This window comes from Candidatus Vallotiella adelgis (assembly GCF_020541305.1).
GTDB lineage: Bacteria > Pseudomonadota > Gammaproteobacteria > Burkholderiales > Burkholderiaceae > Mycetohabitans > Mycetohabitans adelgis.
In genome coordinates, this window is record NZ_CP047396.1 from 757075 (window position 1) to 775140 (window position 18066).

Genomic DNA, 18066 nt, shown 5'->3' on the forward strand with positions numbered 1-18066 from the left:
TCGCATTAAAAGAAACTTACCGCATCTCGATGAGATATCTATTATCCATAAACTCCAAGCAGCTCAGGTGCGCCATGCAAAAGTATGCGCTTAAGACATGAAATAACATTCAGTAGCTCTCAGCTCTAGTATCCAACTCAAGCAGTTAGTGCATAGGTTTTTTTGGGCCTAGTTAGCAGATACCGCTAATTAGCGGTATCTGCTAACATACGCATACGCTTTCTTTATTGAACGCAAGACTACTTGCAATTCAATACTGCTATAGCTTTACTATGACTAGGCTCCAATACGTGCTGCACTGTCAGTACTAGCCAACTGCTCCTAGTGCCCATTAGCTGCATTCGCTAAACACTGATTAGTGACAAGTTGATTGTCACTATACCTTTGATTTAATTTTATTTTTTATCGCGGGGCATTACTGATAAGTAAGTATCTATAGATTACTTATACTCCGTGATATTCTTCGCTCAGCGTCTGAGGACTAGATGCTATACAAGTCGCATATAACTAGAGAGCAGATGCCGTGTGGTTCATGCTCATGCACTGTATTTCCTGGTCGTTGCTCAACTTAGCAGAAAAGATCGTCCGATACATGAATATAAGATACCTGTTTGCATGCAAGCAATACATCATCCTCTTGAAGGATGATTTTCCTGTTTCTCCGATAAACTATGAGCAACAAGCTGCCTTTATTTTTTAGATATTAATGCTAAAACGATATGTTATAACACCAGATTGTGGTAATACGGAGCATCCCGCTCTATTTCTTAAACAGTTACAACGGACGCTAGACTCGGGCATTAAGCTGGTCCAGCTTCGCTCAAAAAATCTGAGTTCTATTTATTACATGAATTTAGCCAAGAAAGCGCTAATTCTATGTCAGCAATATAATACTGTTCTATTGCTTAATACTTACAACTCGATCAGCTTACAGTTGAGTGCGGACGGGCTACATCTCGACAGCCAAAGCCTGATGGCATATAATAAACGTGGGCTTCCAGAAGGAAAACTGCTAGCCGCATCATGCCACACAATAGAAGAACTCGAAAAGGCAAAGTCTATTAAGGCCGATTTTGTCACACTGTCGCCGGTTCTAAAAACCGCTAGCCATCCCGATGTCAAGCCGCTTGGCTGGGATGGCTTTTTCGCGCTAGCCTCACGCACGACGCTACCTGTCTACGCACTAGGCGGTCTTTCAACTGACTCATTACCTCATGCTGAACGATACGGAGCGCGCGGTATCGCAGGTATTCGCTGCTTCTGGCGGTCTTGATTTCCTACTATTATTAGCCTGAGTAACTAACATGGCTCATGTGATATAGACGAGCACTCCTCTCTTATAAACAGGAGGTAACACAAGTCACTGCTGGCTCTAAAATGTCCCTATCCCCCTGCATAAGAGATGCTATACATCGTCCCTAGCCCGATACACTCGTATTTACTAAATTGGTATAGTGGCTAACACAATCAGAGCGTCACCTGAATACGTGATATGTAATGTTTCATAATTAGTATTTCTACTATGTTTACAGCATGCGAATGTAAAAATATTGCAGTGATACGCCGATGTCTATTGGCAGTTACAGCATATAGGCGGCAGAGCCTCGCAGCACCAGAATCGTTCTGATAATAAACACGGTTACTCAAGCTTATAAAATCGCGAGAGTATTCTCTATCTGGACGATCCATACAATTTGCAAGCATTCAAAAATCGTTAATAGCACAGACTGGGGTTTATAATCTATTGAGTACGCATAGCCAGATGTATATTTATCTATACGTAATAAATGTTACTACTGCAATACGCCAGTGCCTACGATAAGTGTATAAATTTGTGAGAATATCCTTCTCAGCCACGTGTTTGTACCTAGAAGGGCGCGTGTGGAAACAACCTGCGGTTCCACACAGCGACAGAGCCTGTGCCGTCGTCTCGGCCAACGACTCACCGAGTGGCAGAGCTAAGCGATACAGCAAGCATCCGAAATGCCTCAATACAAAATGCAAAACCTGATTAACGCTACGTAATTGCGATCCACAGAAAAACGGATATAATCATGTGTCGGCGTATAAAAATATTAGTAAACTACTAATCATATAAACCAATACAATTCGTATGTACCAAGCTATCTTTATCATACTATTGTTTGGTCATCGCCGCGCGTGCGGAACATTTTCATCGTGCAGCACGCCGCCTTGTAGGCGAAGTACCCGGTCACAGCGCGCAGCTAACTGAATGTCGTGCGTAACAAGTACAAAACTTGTCTCAAACGTCCGCGATAACTCTAAAATCAGCTGGAATACCGTTTCCGAGGTATAGCTATCGAGATTTCCTGTCGGCTCATCCGCTAGCACACATTCAGGTTGCGTCACTAGAGCTCGAGCGATCGCTACGCGCTGCCGCTCGCCCCCAGAAAGTTCGCTAGGCCGGTATTCTGCGCAATACGCGATGCCAATACGCTCTAGCGTAGATAATGCTTCTCGACGTGCATCCTTGACCGAAATCCGGCGGATCCGCAATGGCATTGCAATATTATCTAGCGCGGTAAATTCTGGCAGAAGATGGTGGAACTGATAGACAAAACCCAGGGCACGATTGCGCAGATCGTTGCGCTCACGCTCTGCCAAGCTCGAAAACGGCTTACCAAGTAGAGCAATACACCCTGAACTTGGCTCATCGAGTCCGCCCAGCAGATGCAGGAGCGTACTCTTGCCAGAGCCGGAAGTTCCGACGATAGCCAGCTTCTCTCCACGATACACGTTTAATTGCGCATGAGATATCACTGGAACTAGCTGGCCGCCCTGCACAAATGTCTTCGATATACCGGTCGCAACCAATACAGTTTGCTGCTTGTGCGTTGCTCTACTCATAGCGCAATGCTTCAGCTGGACGTATACGCGCTCCCTTCCAGCTTGGATACAGTGTTGAAAACGTAGACATTACCAATGCAATCGCGCCTATCTTGATTACATCAGCTGCAACTAAGTCGCTAGGCAGCTTGCTTATAAAATAGATGGACGGTGGTAGAAATTGAAAGCTGAATACATTCTCAATCCACGGTACAATCCACGGGATACTGACAGCGAGCACGCAACCGAGCGTAATGCCGATGCTAGTACCTATTAAGCCGATTGTTACACCCTGAATCACAAAAATTTTCATAATTGAGCTCGGATGCGCACCAAGCGTTCGCAAAATTGCAATATCAGCTTGTTTGTCGGTAACCGTCATCACCAGCGATGAGACAAGGTTGAAAGTAGCAACCGCTATGATCAACGTCAAGATAATAAACATCATCTTTTTTTCGAGTTGCACGGCTGAGAACCAAGCTTTGTTTTGTTTTGTCCAGTCGCGGATATACAGATCGCCAGACAGAGAACGTGCGAGTTGTCGCGCGACTTCAGGCGCATGCTGCATATTCTTGATTCGGAGCCGGATACCGTTTGGTGTGCTCAATCGAAATAGTGTCTGCGCATCGGAAATTGATACCATGGCTAGCGTACTATCAAACCCGTAATGACCAGACTCGAACACACCAACTACTGTGAACTGCTTAAGCCGAGGCAACATGCCAGTCGGGGTGATGATACCCTCCGGGGTTACCAGTATAACCTTACTGCCGACGATCGCGCCTAGGGCGCGCGCTAGATCAGCGCCGATAATGATACCGAACGATCCCGGTTGCAGATTACTTAGCCGACCCACTTTCATTTCAGTACCTATATAAGATACTTGAGGCTCTAGCATTGGATCAATGCCGCGCAGCGCAACGCCGTTTACCGCTCTTTTCCGGATCAGCAGTGCTTGCTCATCGACGTACGGAGCTACGCCGATCACCGCCTGATTCTGGCTAGCTTCATTGGAAGTCAATTGCCAATTAGGAATTGAACCAGTCGGTGAGAAAATTTCGATATGTGCTAGAACTGATAACATCCGGTCTCGCACTTCTTTCTGGAAGCCGTTCATTACCGATAGAACGACAATCAGTGCCGCAACGCCTAGTGCGATACCTAACATTGAAATAAGGGAAACAAATGAAATGAACCCGTTTCCAGAAGAACGTTTTTTAGTATATGTATAGCGAAAACCAATTTGCCATTCGTAAGGGATCTTCAGATTAATCCTTTATATGAATACCAACTCATCTCGTCGTTAGACAGAACCACAGATAAAACTGTAGTTTAGCTACATAGTATTTTTTGCCGCTGCATGCTTTCATGGAGTGAACTTCACCGATTTTGCCTAGCCCATCATACCCAACCTAAAAATGATTGTCTTCATTTCAGTATTTTGAATTTTTCCTATGATATATAGGATCAGTAATAAGTCTTGAGCTCGCTATATGCTTCCATAAATAGTAAAATACTAATTACTTTTTATCTATCCTAATTTAGTGTAACTAAATACATAACATCTAATATATTCTTCTATTTTTATATTTTTTCGTAGCTATTACTTAATTTAAGTAATAGCTACGAAAAAATATTGTATATCCTAATATAATTATAAAACTATCAACATCGATTAGGAAATATAATTTTTTAAAAAATATAATAATATAAACTTGATAAGGTACGCCTAGTACGACTTGTCACAGATCGTATAATTATTTGCTGAGTATCTTGTATAGCATATCGAGTAACCACTCGATGCTGGAGTTCCCAGAAAATCCCGGTTGTCATGCAAAAGTAAAGTGTAAAAGTATGCGCTTGCGAGAGCTGTATGCCATAGGAGAGCAAAGCCGATAATAACCGGCATATTGAGATAGAATACACCCTATCATGCATGTTACACACCCTATTCTACGCCTCCACCTACTGCTGCCATTTTCGTTACCAGATATAACTCATGCAAAGTTAGTGCTACATAACCTATATAAGCCAGCTCTAGACAAGTTGGTCGAACGCGCAACGTTCGTCGAACGCGTGATTGGTGATGATTTTCAGCGGACATTACCGCATGAGCGATGGGTTGCCCGATGTTTTGGCGTTGGTCGTGCTGACGCGCTTGCTGGGCCGTGTCAGCAGATCAACGACGTCGTGCCGCTGGCCCCATATATGCTGCTTGCGGACGGCGGCAATCCACAAGATGCTGTCTGGGCATGCGTTGAACCTGTTCACATGCGGGTCGTACATAATCATCTTGTACTAGTTGATCCTGGGATGTTACAACTTTCGCAGAATGATGCAGCCGGGCTGCTTGCTGTCGCGCGACCCCTTATTAGGGGGCTCGGCGTAAAATTGGAAGCACCAACGCCGCTGCGTTGGTACTTATCAAGCGAGCAACTCGGATTATTAGCTAGCGCATCACCACTGCGCGCTTTAGGGCGAAACATCGACATCTGGCTACCGCACGAGGCCTATACCGGCCACCGGCCGCGTATGTGGATGAAGCTGCAAAACGAGATTCAAATGGCTTGGTTTGGGCATCCGATTAACCAAGCCCGCGAAGCACGCGGGTTACCTGCCATTAACTCGCTCTGGCTTTATGCTCAAGGGCGCATGACAACAGTGTCTAAACCTTTCGAGCGCGTGCTATCGCGGGCAGCAGCCACACGTGGGCTAGCGATTTCATCCAGTGCAGCGCTAGAAACTCTACCTGATACTTTCGACATATTGCGGAAACAAGCTACCACTCAGGCTGCAGACCACACCCTGAACAACGGTATGACGCTAGTTGAACTGGATCAACTCAGCGCACCATTTATTCAGCAGGATTGGCCTCGCTTTCGCGCTATGTTCTCAGCTCTGGGAGACGACTGGTTTTCGCCGGCACTTGTAGCATTAAAACGCCGCGAACTCGTTCAACTTGCGATAACGCTGTGCAGCGACACCGGCTCAACTACACTAGTTATCCGCGCCCTTGATATAAAAAAATTCTGGCGGCGTCGGTCATTTTCGTCCTTATTGCGGTGAACTCACGACTATGATCCGAATTGTCACCCGAGTCTGCCCATCCAACGACGTGCATGCCCTTATGCTGCATGGCATCCATCCAGTACTTGCAAGGTTATATGCATCGCGCGGCGTCGGTTCGCCTGCCGACGTGGAAACCACGATGGAGCGACTTCTCCCGCCAGCACAGCTATTAGGCGCCCGCGCTGCAGCTGAGCTTCTGTCCCAAGCCATTGTCTCGAAATGGCGGATCCTAGTGGTAGCCGACTATGATTGTGATGGCGCAACTGCATGCGCGGTAGCTGTGCGCGGCCTACGTCTGTTTGGCGCGGACATTAACTATCTAGTGCCGAACCGATTTAAATACGGCCATGGACTCACTCCAGACATCGTGGATCTAGTCGCCCACCGTCCTGTCGGCTGCCCTGACCTGCTACTTACTGTTGACAACGGAATCGCCAGCTTAGACGGCGTAGCAGCTGCTAACGAGCTGGGCATTGATGTACTGATTACGGATCACCACTTAGCCGGCGATACACTACCAGCTGCACGAGTAATCGTTAATCCAAATCAACCTGGCTGTGCATTCCCGAGCAAGCATCTAGCTGGCGTCGGTGTAATATTTTATGTACTACTAGCACTGCGCGCGCTTTTGCGCGAGCACGGAACTTTCAACAATCGTCCCGAGCCAAGGCTCAGCAGCTTGCTCGATTTAGTCGCGTTAGGCACAGTAGCTGACGTCGTGCGTCTAGATGCAAATAATCGCTTACTAGTTGCACAGGGCCTGAATCGCATCCGAAACGGTAAGATGCAGCCAGGTATTGCCGCACTTTTCCGAGTGGCAGCCTGTAATGTGGCTCATACGTCTGTATTCGACCTAGGGTTTACATTAGGACCCCGACTAAATGCGGGAGGGCGGCTTTCCGATATGTCGCTTGGCATCGAATGCCTAGTCACCGACGATCCTTATCGTGCTAATGAGCTAGCTCAGCAACTTAATACAATGAACCGACAGCGTCGTGCAATCGAAGTGGAAATGCATAAGCAAGCGTTAGCTGGACTTACTAAGCTTAATTTAAGCGATGCGGCCACTGTTACGCTCTTTAACCCGGCGTGGCACCAGGGGGTAATTGGTGTCGTCGCCAGCCGACTTAAAGAGCGTTTCTATCGACCAACGATTACGTTTGCGCTAGCCGATAAGTCGAGGGAGTGTGTGAAAGGCTCTGGACGCTCGATCCCGGGCTTTCACTTACGCGATGCGCTAGACCTTCTCTCTAAGCGGGATCCTGGATTAATAGAGCACTTTGGTGGCCACGCGATGGCCGCCGGTCTTACGCTGCGGACTAAGAATATATCGCGTTTTGCGTCAGCATTTGAGGCGATAGCTCGCCAATGTCTAAACAAGGACGCACTCACACGACAGATCGAGACGGACGGAGAGCTAGAAGACACGTATCACACGCTATCCTTTGTTCAGTTGATGGACGGCGTAGTATGGGGCCAAGGTTTCCCGGCACCAGTTTTTTCGGGGATATTCGACGTGCTATCGCAGTCAACTGTCGGGGAGCGACACCTGAAGTTACAGCTTGCCCGTGGTCGCCTTCGATATTCAGCTATTTGGTTTAATCATGTCGAGATACTTCCGGAACGGGCGCGATTTGCCTACCGGCTTATGCGTGATACCTGGAATGGTGCATCGCGTGTACAGTTAGTCATCGAGCATGCGTACCATGATGTCGAGCCACTGTAATTTATCTTTTTATATAAGGCTAGTTTGCCATGGAAGTAGAACGTCTAAATGCAATCGAAGCAATCATTACCGATCTCCGAAAGCGCATGGAAGAGCTACGGGGGTATCTTTGACTTCGACGCTAAACAAGCTCAACTACAAAAAGTCAATACAGCACTTGAAAACCAGGATATTTGGAGTAATCCAAATCATGCGCAGAAGCTTGGTCGCGAGAAAAAGCTACTTGAGTCGGTTATTCAGATGATCTCGTCGCTGTCCGGCGACCTGATAGATATGCAAGAGCTGCTAGAGTTAGCTAACGAGGCACAGGATGATGATATGCAACGTACCTGCGAGTACGACGTTCAGGCCCTAGAGCGCCGCGTGTCCGATATCGAATTTCGCCGCATGTTCAATAATCCAGCTGATCCAAACAACTGCTTTATCGACATTCAGGCCGGCGCAGGTGGAACCGAGGCACAAGACTGGGCATCAATGCTTTTGCGCCAATATCTTCGCTATTGTGAGCGTAAAGGCTTTAAGGCTGAGGTACTTGAGCAGTCCGACGGTGAAGTAGCTGGCATAAAAAATGCCACTATTAAAGTTAAAGGTGAGTATGCTTATGGTTATTTGCGCACTGAAACTGGCATCCACCGCCTGGTACGTAAATCGCCGTTTGATTCATCTGGTAATCGCCATACGTCATTCTCATCGGTGTTCGTGTATCCAGAAGTGGATCAGTCAATCGACATCGAGGTCAATCCGGCCGACCTGCGCATCGATACGTTCCGCGCATCTGGAGCTGGAGGCCAACACATCAATAAGACCGACTCTGCGGTACGAATCACACATATACCGTCAGGTATTGTCGTGCAGTGTCAAAATGATCGCTCACAGCATAGAAACCGCGCTGAGGCAATGGCAATGCTTAAGTCGCGACTGTATGAAGCGGAAATGCGTAAACTCCAGGCAGAACAAGACAAACTGGAATCGAGTAAAACTAATGTAGGCTGGGGACACCAGATTCGCTCTTACGTACTCGACCAAAGCCGCGTGAAAGACTTACGTACGAACATTGAAATTAGCAACACCCGAGCGGTGCTCGATGGAGACCTCGATGATTTTATGAGCGCAAGCCTGAAGCAAGGCGTATAACTACGGGCCTAGCTGACCATGATAGAAAAGAATCACAATACCAATCAGACTGTTATCGACAATGCAATTATTGCAGAGCGCCGCGATAAACTGAAAGCACTTCGCCAGAAAAGCATTGCGTATCCGAACGATTTCTGCCCAGAAAATAGCGCAGCAAATTTACACGATCGCTTTTCAGATATCAACAAAGATGCCATCAAAACACTCAAGCTAAATGTATCAATTGCCGGCCGGATGAGGTTGAAGCGCATCATGGGTCAAGCAAGCTTCGCGACTGTTCAGGACAGCACTGGTCAGATTCAGTTTTTTATTACACCGACTAATGTCGGTGCTAATGTCTATAGTGCATTCAAGAAATGGGACCTAGGCGATATCATAGCGGCACATGGCGTTCTGTTCCGGACCAACAGAGGAGAGCTATCAATACGCTGCATTCGTTTGCGACTATTATCCAAGGCCATCCGTCCCCTACCAGACAAGTTTCATGGATTATCTAATCAAGAAATGCGCTACCGGCAGCGCTATGTAGATCTAATCGTCACGCCTGAAGTGCGTCAAACATTCCAAGTACGTACTCGCGCGATTACCTCGATCCGCCAGTTCATGACGAATTTTGGTTTTATGGAGGTCGAGACTCCAATGCTGCACCCAATCCCGGGCGGCGCGGCAGCCAAGCCTTTTATTACACACCACAATGTGCTAGATATGCAGATGTCTCTGCGTATCGCTCCAGAGTTATACTTAAAACGATTGATAGTAGGCGGGTTTGACCGCGTATTCGAAATCAATCGGAATTTTCGTAACGAAGGAGTCTCACCACGCCATAATCCAGAATTCACAATGATGGAGTTCTACGCTGCATATACCGACTATCGCTGGATAATGAAATTTACTGAGCAGTTGATCCAGCAAGCGATGCTCGATGCACATAGTACGACGGAGATATACTATCAGGGGCGCAAACTAGACTTTAGTCATCCATTTCAGCGCTTGACGATCATAGACGCAATTCAGAAGTATGCGCCGCAATATAGCGATGCACAGCTTACTGATAGTGACTGGATATATGCCGAGTTACGCCGGTTCAACGTTGATACTAATGATGTACCGTTGCGCAACACCAGCGTGGGCGCGTTGCAGCTTGCTCTGTTCGAAGAAACTACTGAGGCACAGCTATGGGAGCCGACTTATATTATCGACTATCCAGTAGAAGTATCACCGCTCGCTCGAGCATCAGACACAGTCCCCAGCATTGCTGAGCGCTTCGAGTTATTCATTGCTGGTCGCGAGATAGCAAACGGTTTTTCGGAACTGAATGATCCGGAAGACCAGGCAGCGCGCTTTCTCAGGCAAGTAGAGCAGAAAAATTGCGGCGATGAAGAGGCAATGTATTATGACGCCGACTATATTCGCGCGCTGGAATACGGTATGCCACCCACTGGTGGATGCGGCATTGGCATCGACCGGCTCGTGATGTTGCTGACCAACAGTCCAAGCATCCGTGATGTAATTTTATTCCCTCACCTTCGGGGGGAAGGTTGATACCAATGCCCGCAAATTTCTGATCTTATATGGTGATGGCACGCTGCAACGATAAAGGTATGGAATCTAATAAACCGTCAGACTAGATTTATCTAGAAATCGCTTTTTAGCGGGGAGGGGGATAAAAAATAACAAGCTACGCAATCCTCATTCCCCGCTTACAGACATCGCAATAATAATTGCTCAACGCTATTCTTTTAGAATTAGCGCTTAGAAAAATTTCACGACAGTCATTTTACTTAAGATACGAAGTAGCTAGTCATAGATTTTTATAAGTTATATGTGCTATGTTCACCGCATACACAGCTCGTTGCTAAACTGCACTATGCAGCGAATAGTTAGCGGCATTCGGGAGGAGCGGTATATTAGCGATACTGAGCGGATGGTACATATACCAAAACAACGCACTGCAAAATAAGGGCATATCTACTACGCAGATATCTTTTCATTTGAGCGCTGTGGGTTATCGTCAAAGCTATCGAGCTTAGTGACCTATCGATGCAGGTCGATGAAACGAATATTTTTAGGATCCATATCTGGATAAGCATCTATCAGTAAAGATGCAATGTCGTTCGTGTCTGTCTATTTCACTGCCCCCTTCTTGCTCAGTAGCTTTCTTTTGCATGATTAATCGAATATTGAGGAATCTCGATCACCAGATCTGAATCTGGAGGTATCTTCGCTTGACACGACAGCCTAGAGGTCGCTGCTAAGCCCCAGGCCCTATCTAGTAAATCATCCTCATTTTCCTCGGATGGTGCCAATGCATGAAATCCTTCGTGCACAATCACATGGCACGTAGTGCATGCACACGATTTTTCGCACGCATGCTCAATCTCAATTCCAGCATCTAGCAACGCATCGCAGATACTCTTTCCGGGCTCGGCTTCAAACATTTCTCCATCCCGGCACAATTCAACATGAGGCAGAACAACGATGTGAGGCATCGAGAAATAGTCCTATAAAATAATAGTGACGGCAAAGATCAACTAATGTCATCAAGATTACAACCAGCAAGTGCACTACGAATACTTTTATCTATACGGCGAGCGGCAAACTCGTCGGTTATAGCTGCTAAGGTTTTCGTCGCCTCGACGATGCAGTCTGCGTCATTTCCGTCGACTACAGCGCGTAACCTGTTTAATATGGCATCAACATTGGGGCGTTCGGCGGCTTCAAGCAACTCCCCGTCGGACATCAGCGCCGCATTAGTTGCATCCATTAAGCGGTACGCATCGATTTGAGCTTCACACAATGCTCTTGCGCGCATATCGCGCTCCGCGCTTTTAAATCCATCCTCCAATAGGCGCACAATATCGTCGTTACTCAGTCCGTACGCTGGTTTGATGCCGACCACAGCTTGTGTGCCAGATTGCATTTCACGAGCCGATACAGATAATAGTCCATCTGCATCCACCTGGAATGTGACACGGATTCGAGCGGCTCCAGCAGTCATCGGTGGAATGCCCCGTAACTCGAAACGCGCGAGAGATCGACAATCTGAAACTAATTCACGCTCACCTTGTACTACATGAATTAGGATCACGCTTTGGTCGTCTTTAAACGTTGTGAAATCCTGCGACCGCGCAATAGGAATCGTCGAGTTCCGAGGAATAATTTTCTCTGCCAATCCACCTATTGTCTCTAACCCAAGAGACAGTGGTATTACGTCAAGAAGCAACCAGTCGTCACCTTTACGGGGGTTACCAGCTAGCATATCAGCCTGGATTGCAGCACCCAATGCCACAATCTGATCTGGATCCACATCAGTCAATGGTGTTTGATTAAAATACTGCTCAACAGCACGACGCACGCCACATATACGCGTAGAGCCACCCACCAGCACAATGCCGTCAAAGTCATGCGGCATGGTCTTCGCACTTCGTAATGCCTGGCGAGTGAGCGCGATCGTGCGTTCAACTAACGGTTGAGTTATGGTTGAAAATTCCGCTTCCGTGAGCGTTAGCACAACACGTCGGCTGCTGGATAACGTAATGTCGAGCACAGCTTCGTCCTCGGCTGACAGAGTTTCCTTCGCGATACGAACCGCATCTAGCAGTGCTCGTACATCCTGCGGGGGAAGAGTGTTCAGCAATGCGCATTTCAGTACATGCCGATATAAGATCTGATCGAAGTCATCGCCTCCAAGCGTCGAGTCGCCACCTGTAGACAGTACCTCGAATACGCCGTGCGTGAGCCTGAGTACCGATAAATCAAATGTACCGCCACCCAAGTCGTATACTGCGTATAGCCCTTGCGCCCCACTGTCTAGCCCATAAGCAACCGCCGCGGCAGTCGGTTCGTTTAATAAGCGCAATACATTTAAACCAGCAAGCTGTGCTGCATCTTTCGTGGCTTGACGCTGTGCATCGTCAAAATATGCGGGCACTGTAATAACGGCACCGACTATTTCATCCGCAAGCGTATCCTCAGCACGTTTCCGCAATGTAGCAAGGATCTCTGAAGAGATCTCGACTGGGCTATGAACTCCATCTACGGTCTGCAGTTGGATCATGCCGGGCGTATCGGAGAATGTATAAGGCGTATTGCTCAGGCCCTGCACATCCTCCTTTCTGCGTCCCATGAAACGCTTGACCGAAATGATTGTGTTGCGCGGATCTAGAGTGGCATCTTCCTTTGCTGGATAACCGATCTTACGTTTACCACTAGTTAGGTAGCGAACAACAGACGGCAGCAATGCCTTCCCCTCGCTATCAGGCAATACCTCTGGAATATTGTTGCGTACCACGGCTACCAGGGAGTAAGTCGTCCCAAGGTCAATACCAATGGCGATACGGCGCTGGTATGGCGCCGGCGCTATACCGGGTTCAGAGATTTGCAGTAAGGCCATCTTTATCCATGTGGGGTACGATGTTGGGCGCGTGAAAACTGCGTCTTACGCTTTATATATCGGACGGTAAGCTTTACGCCCCCTCTAGTTTATCGATCTGTATATCGATTTCGTGTGCGACTCGTTCGATAAACATCAGCTGGCGTACCGCTTCGGCAGCTTGCTGGTCCAAACTAGCATCGAGTAATTCGCTGAGCTGTATAAGTCGCGCCGATTCTTCGTCTTGCAACTCACACCGCAGCACGTGTAGTTCATTAAGATTACACACTGTAGCAGCATCTTTAGTCCGCTCACGCCACTCCATTTGCTGCATTAAGAATGCCGGTTTTATCGCAGTATTATTGTTTTCGCTAAGGTCAATGCCACGCAGGTGCAAAAGATAGGTTGCGCGTTGCAAAGGCGACTTCAGTATCTGATATGCCTTATTCGCATGTGTTGCCCATTGCATTGCGATCTGCCGCTGTGCGCTGCTGGCCGAAGCGAAACGATCCGGATGCACCTGTGCCTGTACAGCGCGATAGGCCCGATTAAGCACGCGGGTATCCAACCTAAAATTCTCAGGTAATTGGAAAAATTCGAAGTGGTTTTGAGTCAGCAAAAGCATGATCAAAAATCACAACTGTCGCTACTACTATTTAGTAGTACGGAGAGAATACGCCCATGGCTTCAAGACAAAATATAATAACTCAGACGCGGAACGATTCTCCGCACCCACATTCGTCTTTCGCGTTTGGGTTGTTAAATCGAAAGCCTTCATGTAGTCCTTCACGAGCAAAATCTAGCTCTGTTCCGTCAACATACACAAGACTTTTCTGATCGACGATAACCTTAATTCCATGGCTTTCGAATACCATATCGTTAAAGTGTAGTGTGTCGACATACTCAAGCTTGTACGCTAAGCCAGAGCAGCCGGTCGTACCTACACTCAACCGAAGTCCAATACCTTTGCCGCGGTATGTCAGGTATTTCTGCGCATGCTTTGCTGCTTTTTCCGTCAAAGTAATTGCCATCGTCGTGTGCTGGTATAGCTAGGCTATTATTCATCGGTCAAGTCTAGTAGTGGACTTGACCGGCCGGTTGAGTAGCTCACCATATCAAGCTCCCTCCCACCTCATTTACTTAGACAGTAAGTTTGTGGGTTACTTGCCACATGTCGCTTCTTGTAATCAGCCACTGCTGCCTTGATTGCGTCTTCTGCTAAGATAGAGCAGTGTATTTTTACCGGTGGTAGCACTAACTCTTCGGCAATTTGGGTATTCTTAATTAATAGTACCTGGTCTAGAGTCTTACCTTTGACCCATTCTGTCACTAGCGAACTAGACGCAATTGCAGAACCGCAGCCATAGGTCTTGAACTTTGCATCTTCGATCACTCCGTCCTCACCGACACGGATCTGAAGTTTCATTACATCACCGCATGCTGGTGCGCCAACCATACCAGTACCGACCGCGTTATCATCTTTTTCGAAGGACCCGACGTTACGCGGGTTCTCATAATGATCTAAAACTTTATCGCTATATGCCATTACAGTATTCCTTGTTGTATGTGTAGAGATTTAGTCAGCCCCGCTTAATGCGCAGCCCATTTGATTGTTGACAGATCAATCCCCGCCTGATGCATTTCCCAGAGCGGCGAAAGCTCACGTAACTTTGCAATCTTATTACGTAATAATTCGATCACATAATCTACTTCTTGCTCTGTTGTAAACCGACCAACGGTAAAGCGGATTGAACTATGTGCTAGCTCGTCGTTACGGCCTAGCGCGCGTAGCACGTACGATGGCTCCAGCGAGGCAGATGTGCAAGCAGAACCAGACGATACCGCGATATCCTTGACTGCCATCATTAGAGACTCGCCTTCGACGAAGTTAAAGCTCAGGTTCAGATTATGCGGGACGCGAAAATGCATATCGCCATTCACGTATAGCTCATTGATCCGCAGCAAACCATTGAGCAAGCGGTTTCGGAGTATCCTAACCCGCTCGTTCTCAGTGATCATCTCCTCGCGGGCTATCCGGAAAGCCTCACCCATACCGACAATCTGATGAGTAGCAAGCGTACCAGAGCGCATACCTCGCTCATGGCCTCCGCCGTGTATCTGCGCTTCAATCCGAACGCGCGGCTTACGTCGCACATACAGGGCGCCAATCCCCTTCGGTCCATATGTCTTATGCGCGGAAAATGACATTAAGTCGACCTGCAACTTCTTCAGGTCGATTGCAACCTTACCAATTGATTGGGCGGCATCAACGTGGAACACGATCCCTTCTTTTCGGCAAATCTCGCCAAACGCTTTGATATCCTGAATCACGCCAATTTCGTTATTTACATGCATCACCGATGCAATAATCGTGTCTGGTCGTAATGCTGCGCTGAATGATTCTAAATCAAGTAGACCGTTATCGCGCACGTCTAAGTATGTCACATCGAAGCCTTGCCGCTCTAGTGCACGTGTCGTATCGAGCACGGCCTTATGCTCGGTCTTCACCGTAATGATATGCTTGCCCTTGCTGCGATAAAAATTTGCCGCGCCTTTCAGAGCTAGATTGTCTGACTCGGTTGCGCCAGACGTCCAGATAATCTCGCGTGGATCGGCATTAATGACCTCAGCGACCTGCTCACGCGCCTGCTCGACCGCGCGCTCAGCTTCCCAGCCATATATATGGCTACGCGAAGCCGAGTTGCCAAATTTCTCACGCAGGTACGGAACCATTTTATCTACCACGCGTGAGTCAATTGGCGTAGTCGCACTATAGTCCATATATATGGGTAGGTGGAATGAAGGTGAGATCATATAGAGCTCTGAAAGTTTGTATCTGCTAGCAATACGTATGTCGAATCATTATCTGTTTTAACCAGCTTTCCTGGCCGGTCGAGACGTATCGGGGCTGCACTCTCGCGTATGCGCTGCTGATCAACTAGGTGCTGTAGCGACACAGAGTCGAGATACTCAACTATTTTCTGGTTCAGTGTTGACCACAACTCATGTGTCATGCAATGGCCATCTAGCTGTTTGGTACCCTCACATATGCCTTTTCCACCACACTGTGTCGCGTCCAACGGCTCGTCAACAGCGACAATAATGTCAGCTATGGTTACTTTATCAGCATGGCGCGCAAGATTATAACCACCACCTGGTCCGCGCACCGACGCGACAATCTCGTGCCGCCGCAGCTTACCAAATAGCTGCTCCAAGTAAGACAGAGAAACCCGCTGTCGCTGGCTAATGCCGGCGAGCGTCACTGGGCCATTTTCTTGGCGCAGTGCCAAGTCGATCATTGCGGTAACGGCAAATCGACCTTTTGTAGTGAGTCTCATAGAGAGGAAAACCTATAATTCTTGATTATTGTTATCAAGGATAAATATCCTAGAATTTTAGTCAAGTACCCCCGCTACAACTAGTGATAGAAAGTGCATCGCACTTATGTAAACTATGAATGCCGTCATCAGTCTACGTTGTGCTCCGTGCGGTTGAGATCGCTAGTAATGCTGCAACTGTTGCGGGCTAGCTGCTGACAGGCATACTCATATTTAACTTCGGTGATCGCGTGCCTGGAGCGCTTCTACCTACTAAAAGTAGGATCGTCGACTATGGTTAATATCGTCATCGTGCGCACTTACATTACAGCTATATCTTATACTTATGCCTGAACAGGCGGCATTGCTACCCAGCGAGCGCTATTATCATCCTGCGTGAGATGGAGATAAAAAAATCGCGCAAAATGACCGCCATAACCTATGTGTAGTGCGTCTACTCGTCAAAATACTACAATATCTCGACGTAGTACGAACGAGAGTAAGGCGCGGTATAATCATCCTAGCTTTAGGCTGATTTGGGTTTAAGTGCATCGTGTAAATAATCTTGACTGCGTATATCGTGACGCGCAGCGCAGCTTGGGTAGTTAGTTTTTTGGGGATGGGTAAACAGAAGATATTATCAAGACAGGAGATATTGCTAAATCAGGAAAAAGAAAATCTCGTTGCTTGTATTGTCTTACATTACAAACAAGCTAATTTAGCACCGAGATTGATGCTTGTTGCGTACAAATTTTTAGCTACCATAATAATGGTAATTATACCATAAAACTTATCCTGCATTCGGCTTCGCGCCATACTCTGTATCTTATGGGGTATGGCTAGATACTCCATAGATTTCATAGAAAATGAAGCCCCGTTCCTATCTCTGCTATAGGTCTACTACGTACAATAAGAATATTAGATTCTGCAATTGCACACTGGCTCAGTCAGTGCTAGTACACGACTAAGCCGCACAATAAAACGAGCGAAGTGCGGATTTTAATACCACGTATCTATGCGTTTTATCACACGCCGAACTCCAATCTATGTATCTAATCGTGCAACTGTTGTGGTTTAGAAAAATAAGTGTAATAGTACCGTTCTTATGCATCGACTATGAGCTATTAGCTGCATAATCAGAAAATTCAATTTTTTACTTATAAAGTAAGTTTTTTTCAACTCGCTATTGAATAGCGTAGCTACTGGCAGTGGAAGGCTCTAAAAAATGTTATAAGGCTCATCAGAGAACAGATTTTTCAAAAATGAATATGAGTAAATAATCATTTTTTATTAATTATTAATATAATATATTAACTCAATAAATAGTCCATTTCTGCTGACGCAATTTGGGTTTTTTTAAGATAAAAAAATACAGTTAACAACTTAAATGTTATAGAACATTATACCGAGATACTGTTATAAGCATGGCTAATGAAATATGGATATTCATCAGTATTATTTCTTTAGATTTATTTAGTATTAATTATATAGAAAAGTGCTGAAATGATGTTGCGTGACGTAATACATATCGCGCGTCGGAATTCTTTTTTATTAATGTCTCACCACGATTTGATTAGGATCTCACGCATGAATTTATTCAT

Annotated in this window: 13 protein-coding genes and 2 pseudogenes; 5 read left to right on the plus strand and 10 right to left on the minus strand. The window is 46.7% G+C overall.

Annotation, left to right across the window (positions count from 1 at the left end):
- The first annotated feature begins 706 nt into the window (after window positions 1-706).
- Entirely contained in the window at window positions 707-1273 is a 567-nt protein-coding gene (locus GJV44_RS02740; protein WP_226806247.1) for a thiamine phosphate synthase, read from the plus strand.
- 875 nt (window positions 1274-2148) lie between these two features.
- Here the strand turns inward: GJV44_RS02740 and GJV44_RS02745 are convergent.
- Together GJV44_RS02745 and GJV44_RS02750 are read right to left on the minus strand one after the other, a co-directional pair.
- Entirely contained in the window at window positions 2149-2868 is a 720-nt protein-coding gene (locus GJV44_RS02745) for an ABC transporter ATP-binding protein (RefSeq protein WP_226806248.1), read from the minus strand.
- Window positions 2861-4114: a lipoprotein-releasing ABC transporter permease subunit gene (locus GJV44_RS02750; RefSeq protein WP_226806888.1), complete on the minus strand. Its 1254-nt coding sequence runs from the start codon at window positions 4112-4114 to the stop codon at window positions 2861-2863. Before GJV44_RS02750 ends, GJV44_RS02745 begins: the two co-directional genes overlap by 8 nt.
- A 665-nt stretch (window positions 4115-4779) precedes the next feature.
- Here GJV44_RS02750 and GJV44_RS02755 point away from each other — a divergent pair.
- The 4 genes from GJV44_RS02755 (at window position 4780) to lysS (ending at window position 10318) form a co-directional block, all read left to right on the plus strand.
- Entirely contained in the window at window positions 4780-5913 is a 1134-nt protein-coding gene (locus tag GJV44_RS02755; RefSeq protein ID WP_226806249.1) for a regulator, read from the plus strand.
- 10 nt (window positions 5914-5923) lie between these two features.
- Window positions 5924-7642 carry a single-stranded-DNA-specific exonuclease RecJ gene (gene recJ / locus GJV44_RS02760; protein ID WP_226806250.1) on the plus strand — a complete coding sequence of 573 codons (1719 nt, stop codon included), beginning with the start codon at window positions 5924-5926 and terminating at the stop codon, window positions 7640-7642.
- Window positions 7643-7671: 29 nt separating this feature from the next.
- Window positions 7672-8776, plus strand: a protein-coding gene (gene prfB / locus GJV44_RS02765) for a peptide chain release factor 2 (protein WP_226806251.1) whose coding sequence is annotated in 2 segments (ribosomal slippage) — window positions 7672-7743 and window positions 7745-8776 — 1104 coding nt in all. Because the reading frame shifts where the segments join, the coding sequence is not laid out codon by codon here.
- A gap of 18 nt (window positions 8777-8794) precedes the next feature.
- Window positions 8795-10318, plus strand: coding sequence for a lysine--tRNA ligase (gene lysS, locus GJV44_RS02770; protein ID WP_226806252.1), 1524 nt, complete (start codon window positions 8795-8797; stop codon window positions 10316-10318).
- A gap of 492 nt (window positions 10319-10810) precedes the next feature.
- Here the strand turns inward: lysS and GJV44_RS02775 are convergent.
- The 8 genes and pseudogenes from GJV44_RS02775 to iscR all read right to left on the minus strand — a co-directional run.
- Window positions 10811-10888, minus strand: a pseudogene (locus tag GJV44_RS02775) (Fe-S cluster assembly protein IscX); the annotation flags it as partial.
- Window positions 10889-10923: 35 nt separating this feature from the next.
- Window positions 10924-11265 carry an ISC system 2Fe-2S type ferredoxin gene (gene fdx, locus GJV44_RS02780; protein WP_226806253.1) on the minus strand — a complete coding sequence of 114 codons (342 nt, stop codon included), beginning with the start codon at window positions 11263-11265 and terminating at the stop codon, window positions 10924-10926.
- Between the two features lie 38 nt (window positions 11266-11303).
- Entirely contained in the window at window positions 11304-13169 is a 1866-nt protein-coding gene (gene hscA, locus GJV44_RS02785) for a Fe-S protein assembly chaperone HscA (protein ID WP_226806254.1), read from the minus strand.
- A gap of 73 nt (window positions 13170-13242) precedes the next feature.
- Window positions 13243-13773 carry a Fe-S protein assembly co-chaperone HscB gene (gene hscB / locus GJV44_RS02790; RefSeq protein ID WP_226806255.1) on the minus strand — a complete coding sequence of 177 codons (531 nt, stop codon included), beginning with the start codon at window positions 13771-13773 and terminating at the stop codon, window positions 13243-13245.
- A gap of 82 nt (window positions 13774-13855) precedes the next feature.
- Window positions 13856-14179: an iron-sulfur cluster assembly protein IscA gene (gene iscA / locus GJV44_RS02795; RefSeq protein WP_226806256.1), complete on the minus strand. Its 324-nt coding sequence runs from the start codon at window positions 14177-14179 to the stop codon at window positions 13856-13858.
- 101 nt (window positions 14180-14280) lie between these two features.
- Window positions 14281-14694: a Fe-S cluster assembly scaffold IscU gene (gene iscU / locus GJV44_RS02800; protein WP_226806257.1), complete on the minus strand. Its 414-nt coding sequence runs from the start codon at window positions 14692-14694 to the stop codon at window positions 14281-14283.
- A 44-nt stretch (window positions 14695-14738) separates the two neighbouring features.
- Entirely contained in the window at window positions 14739-15962 is a 1224-nt protein-coding gene (locus GJV44_RS02805; RefSeq protein ID WP_226806258.1) for an IscS subfamily cysteine desulfurase, read from the minus strand.
- 74 nt (window positions 15963-16036) lie between these two features.
- A pseudogene (iscR, locus tag GJV44_RS02810) lies at window positions 16037-16486 on the minus strand (Fe-S cluster assembly transcriptional regulator IscR); the annotation flags it as partial.
- Window positions 16487-18066 lie beyond the last annotated feature (1580 nt).

Excerpts from the sequence above, each read along its gene's own strand:
- GJV44_RS02740 (WP_226806247.1), top strand. The coding sequence starts at position 707 with ATGCTAAAACGATATGTTATAACACCAGATTGTGGTAATACGGAGCAT.
- GJV44_RS02745 (WP_226806248.1), bottom strand. The coding sequence starts at position 2,868 with ATGAGTAGAGCAACGCACAAGCAGCAAACTGTATTGGTTGCGACCGGT.
- GJV44_RS02755 (WP_226806249.1), top strand. The coding sequence starts at position 4,780 with ATGCATGTTACACACCCTATTCTACGCCTCCACCTACTGCTGCCATTT.
- recJ (WP_226806250.1), top strand. The coding sequence starts at position 5,924 with ATGATCCGAATTGTCACCCGAGTCTGCCCATCCAACGACGTGCATGCC.
- lysS (WP_226806252.1), top strand. The coding sequence starts at position 8,795 with ATGATAGAAAAGAATCACAATACCAATCAGACTGTTATCGACAATGCA.
- fdx (WP_226806253.1), bottom strand. The coding sequence starts at position 11,265 with ATGCCTCACATCGTTGTTCTGCCTCATGTTGAATTGTGCCGGGATGGA.
- hscA (WP_226806254.1), bottom strand. The coding sequence starts at position 13,169 with ATGGCCTTACTGCAAATCTCTGAACCCGGTATAGCGCCGGCGCCATAC.
- hscB (WP_226806255.1), bottom strand. The coding sequence starts at position 13,773 with ATGCTTTTGCTGACTCAAAACCACTTCGAATTTTTCCAATTACCTGAG.
- iscA (WP_226806256.1), bottom strand. The coding sequence starts at position 14,179 with ATGGCAATTACTTTGACGGAAAAAGCAGCAAAGCATGCGCAGAAATAC.
- iscU (WP_226806257.1), bottom strand. The coding sequence starts at position 14,694 with ATGGCATATAGCGATAAAGTTTTAGATCATTATGAGAACCCGCGTAAC.
- GJV44_RS02805 (WP_226806258.1), bottom strand. The coding sequence starts at position 15,962 with ATGATCTCACCTTCATTCCACCTACCCATATATATGGACTATAGTGCG.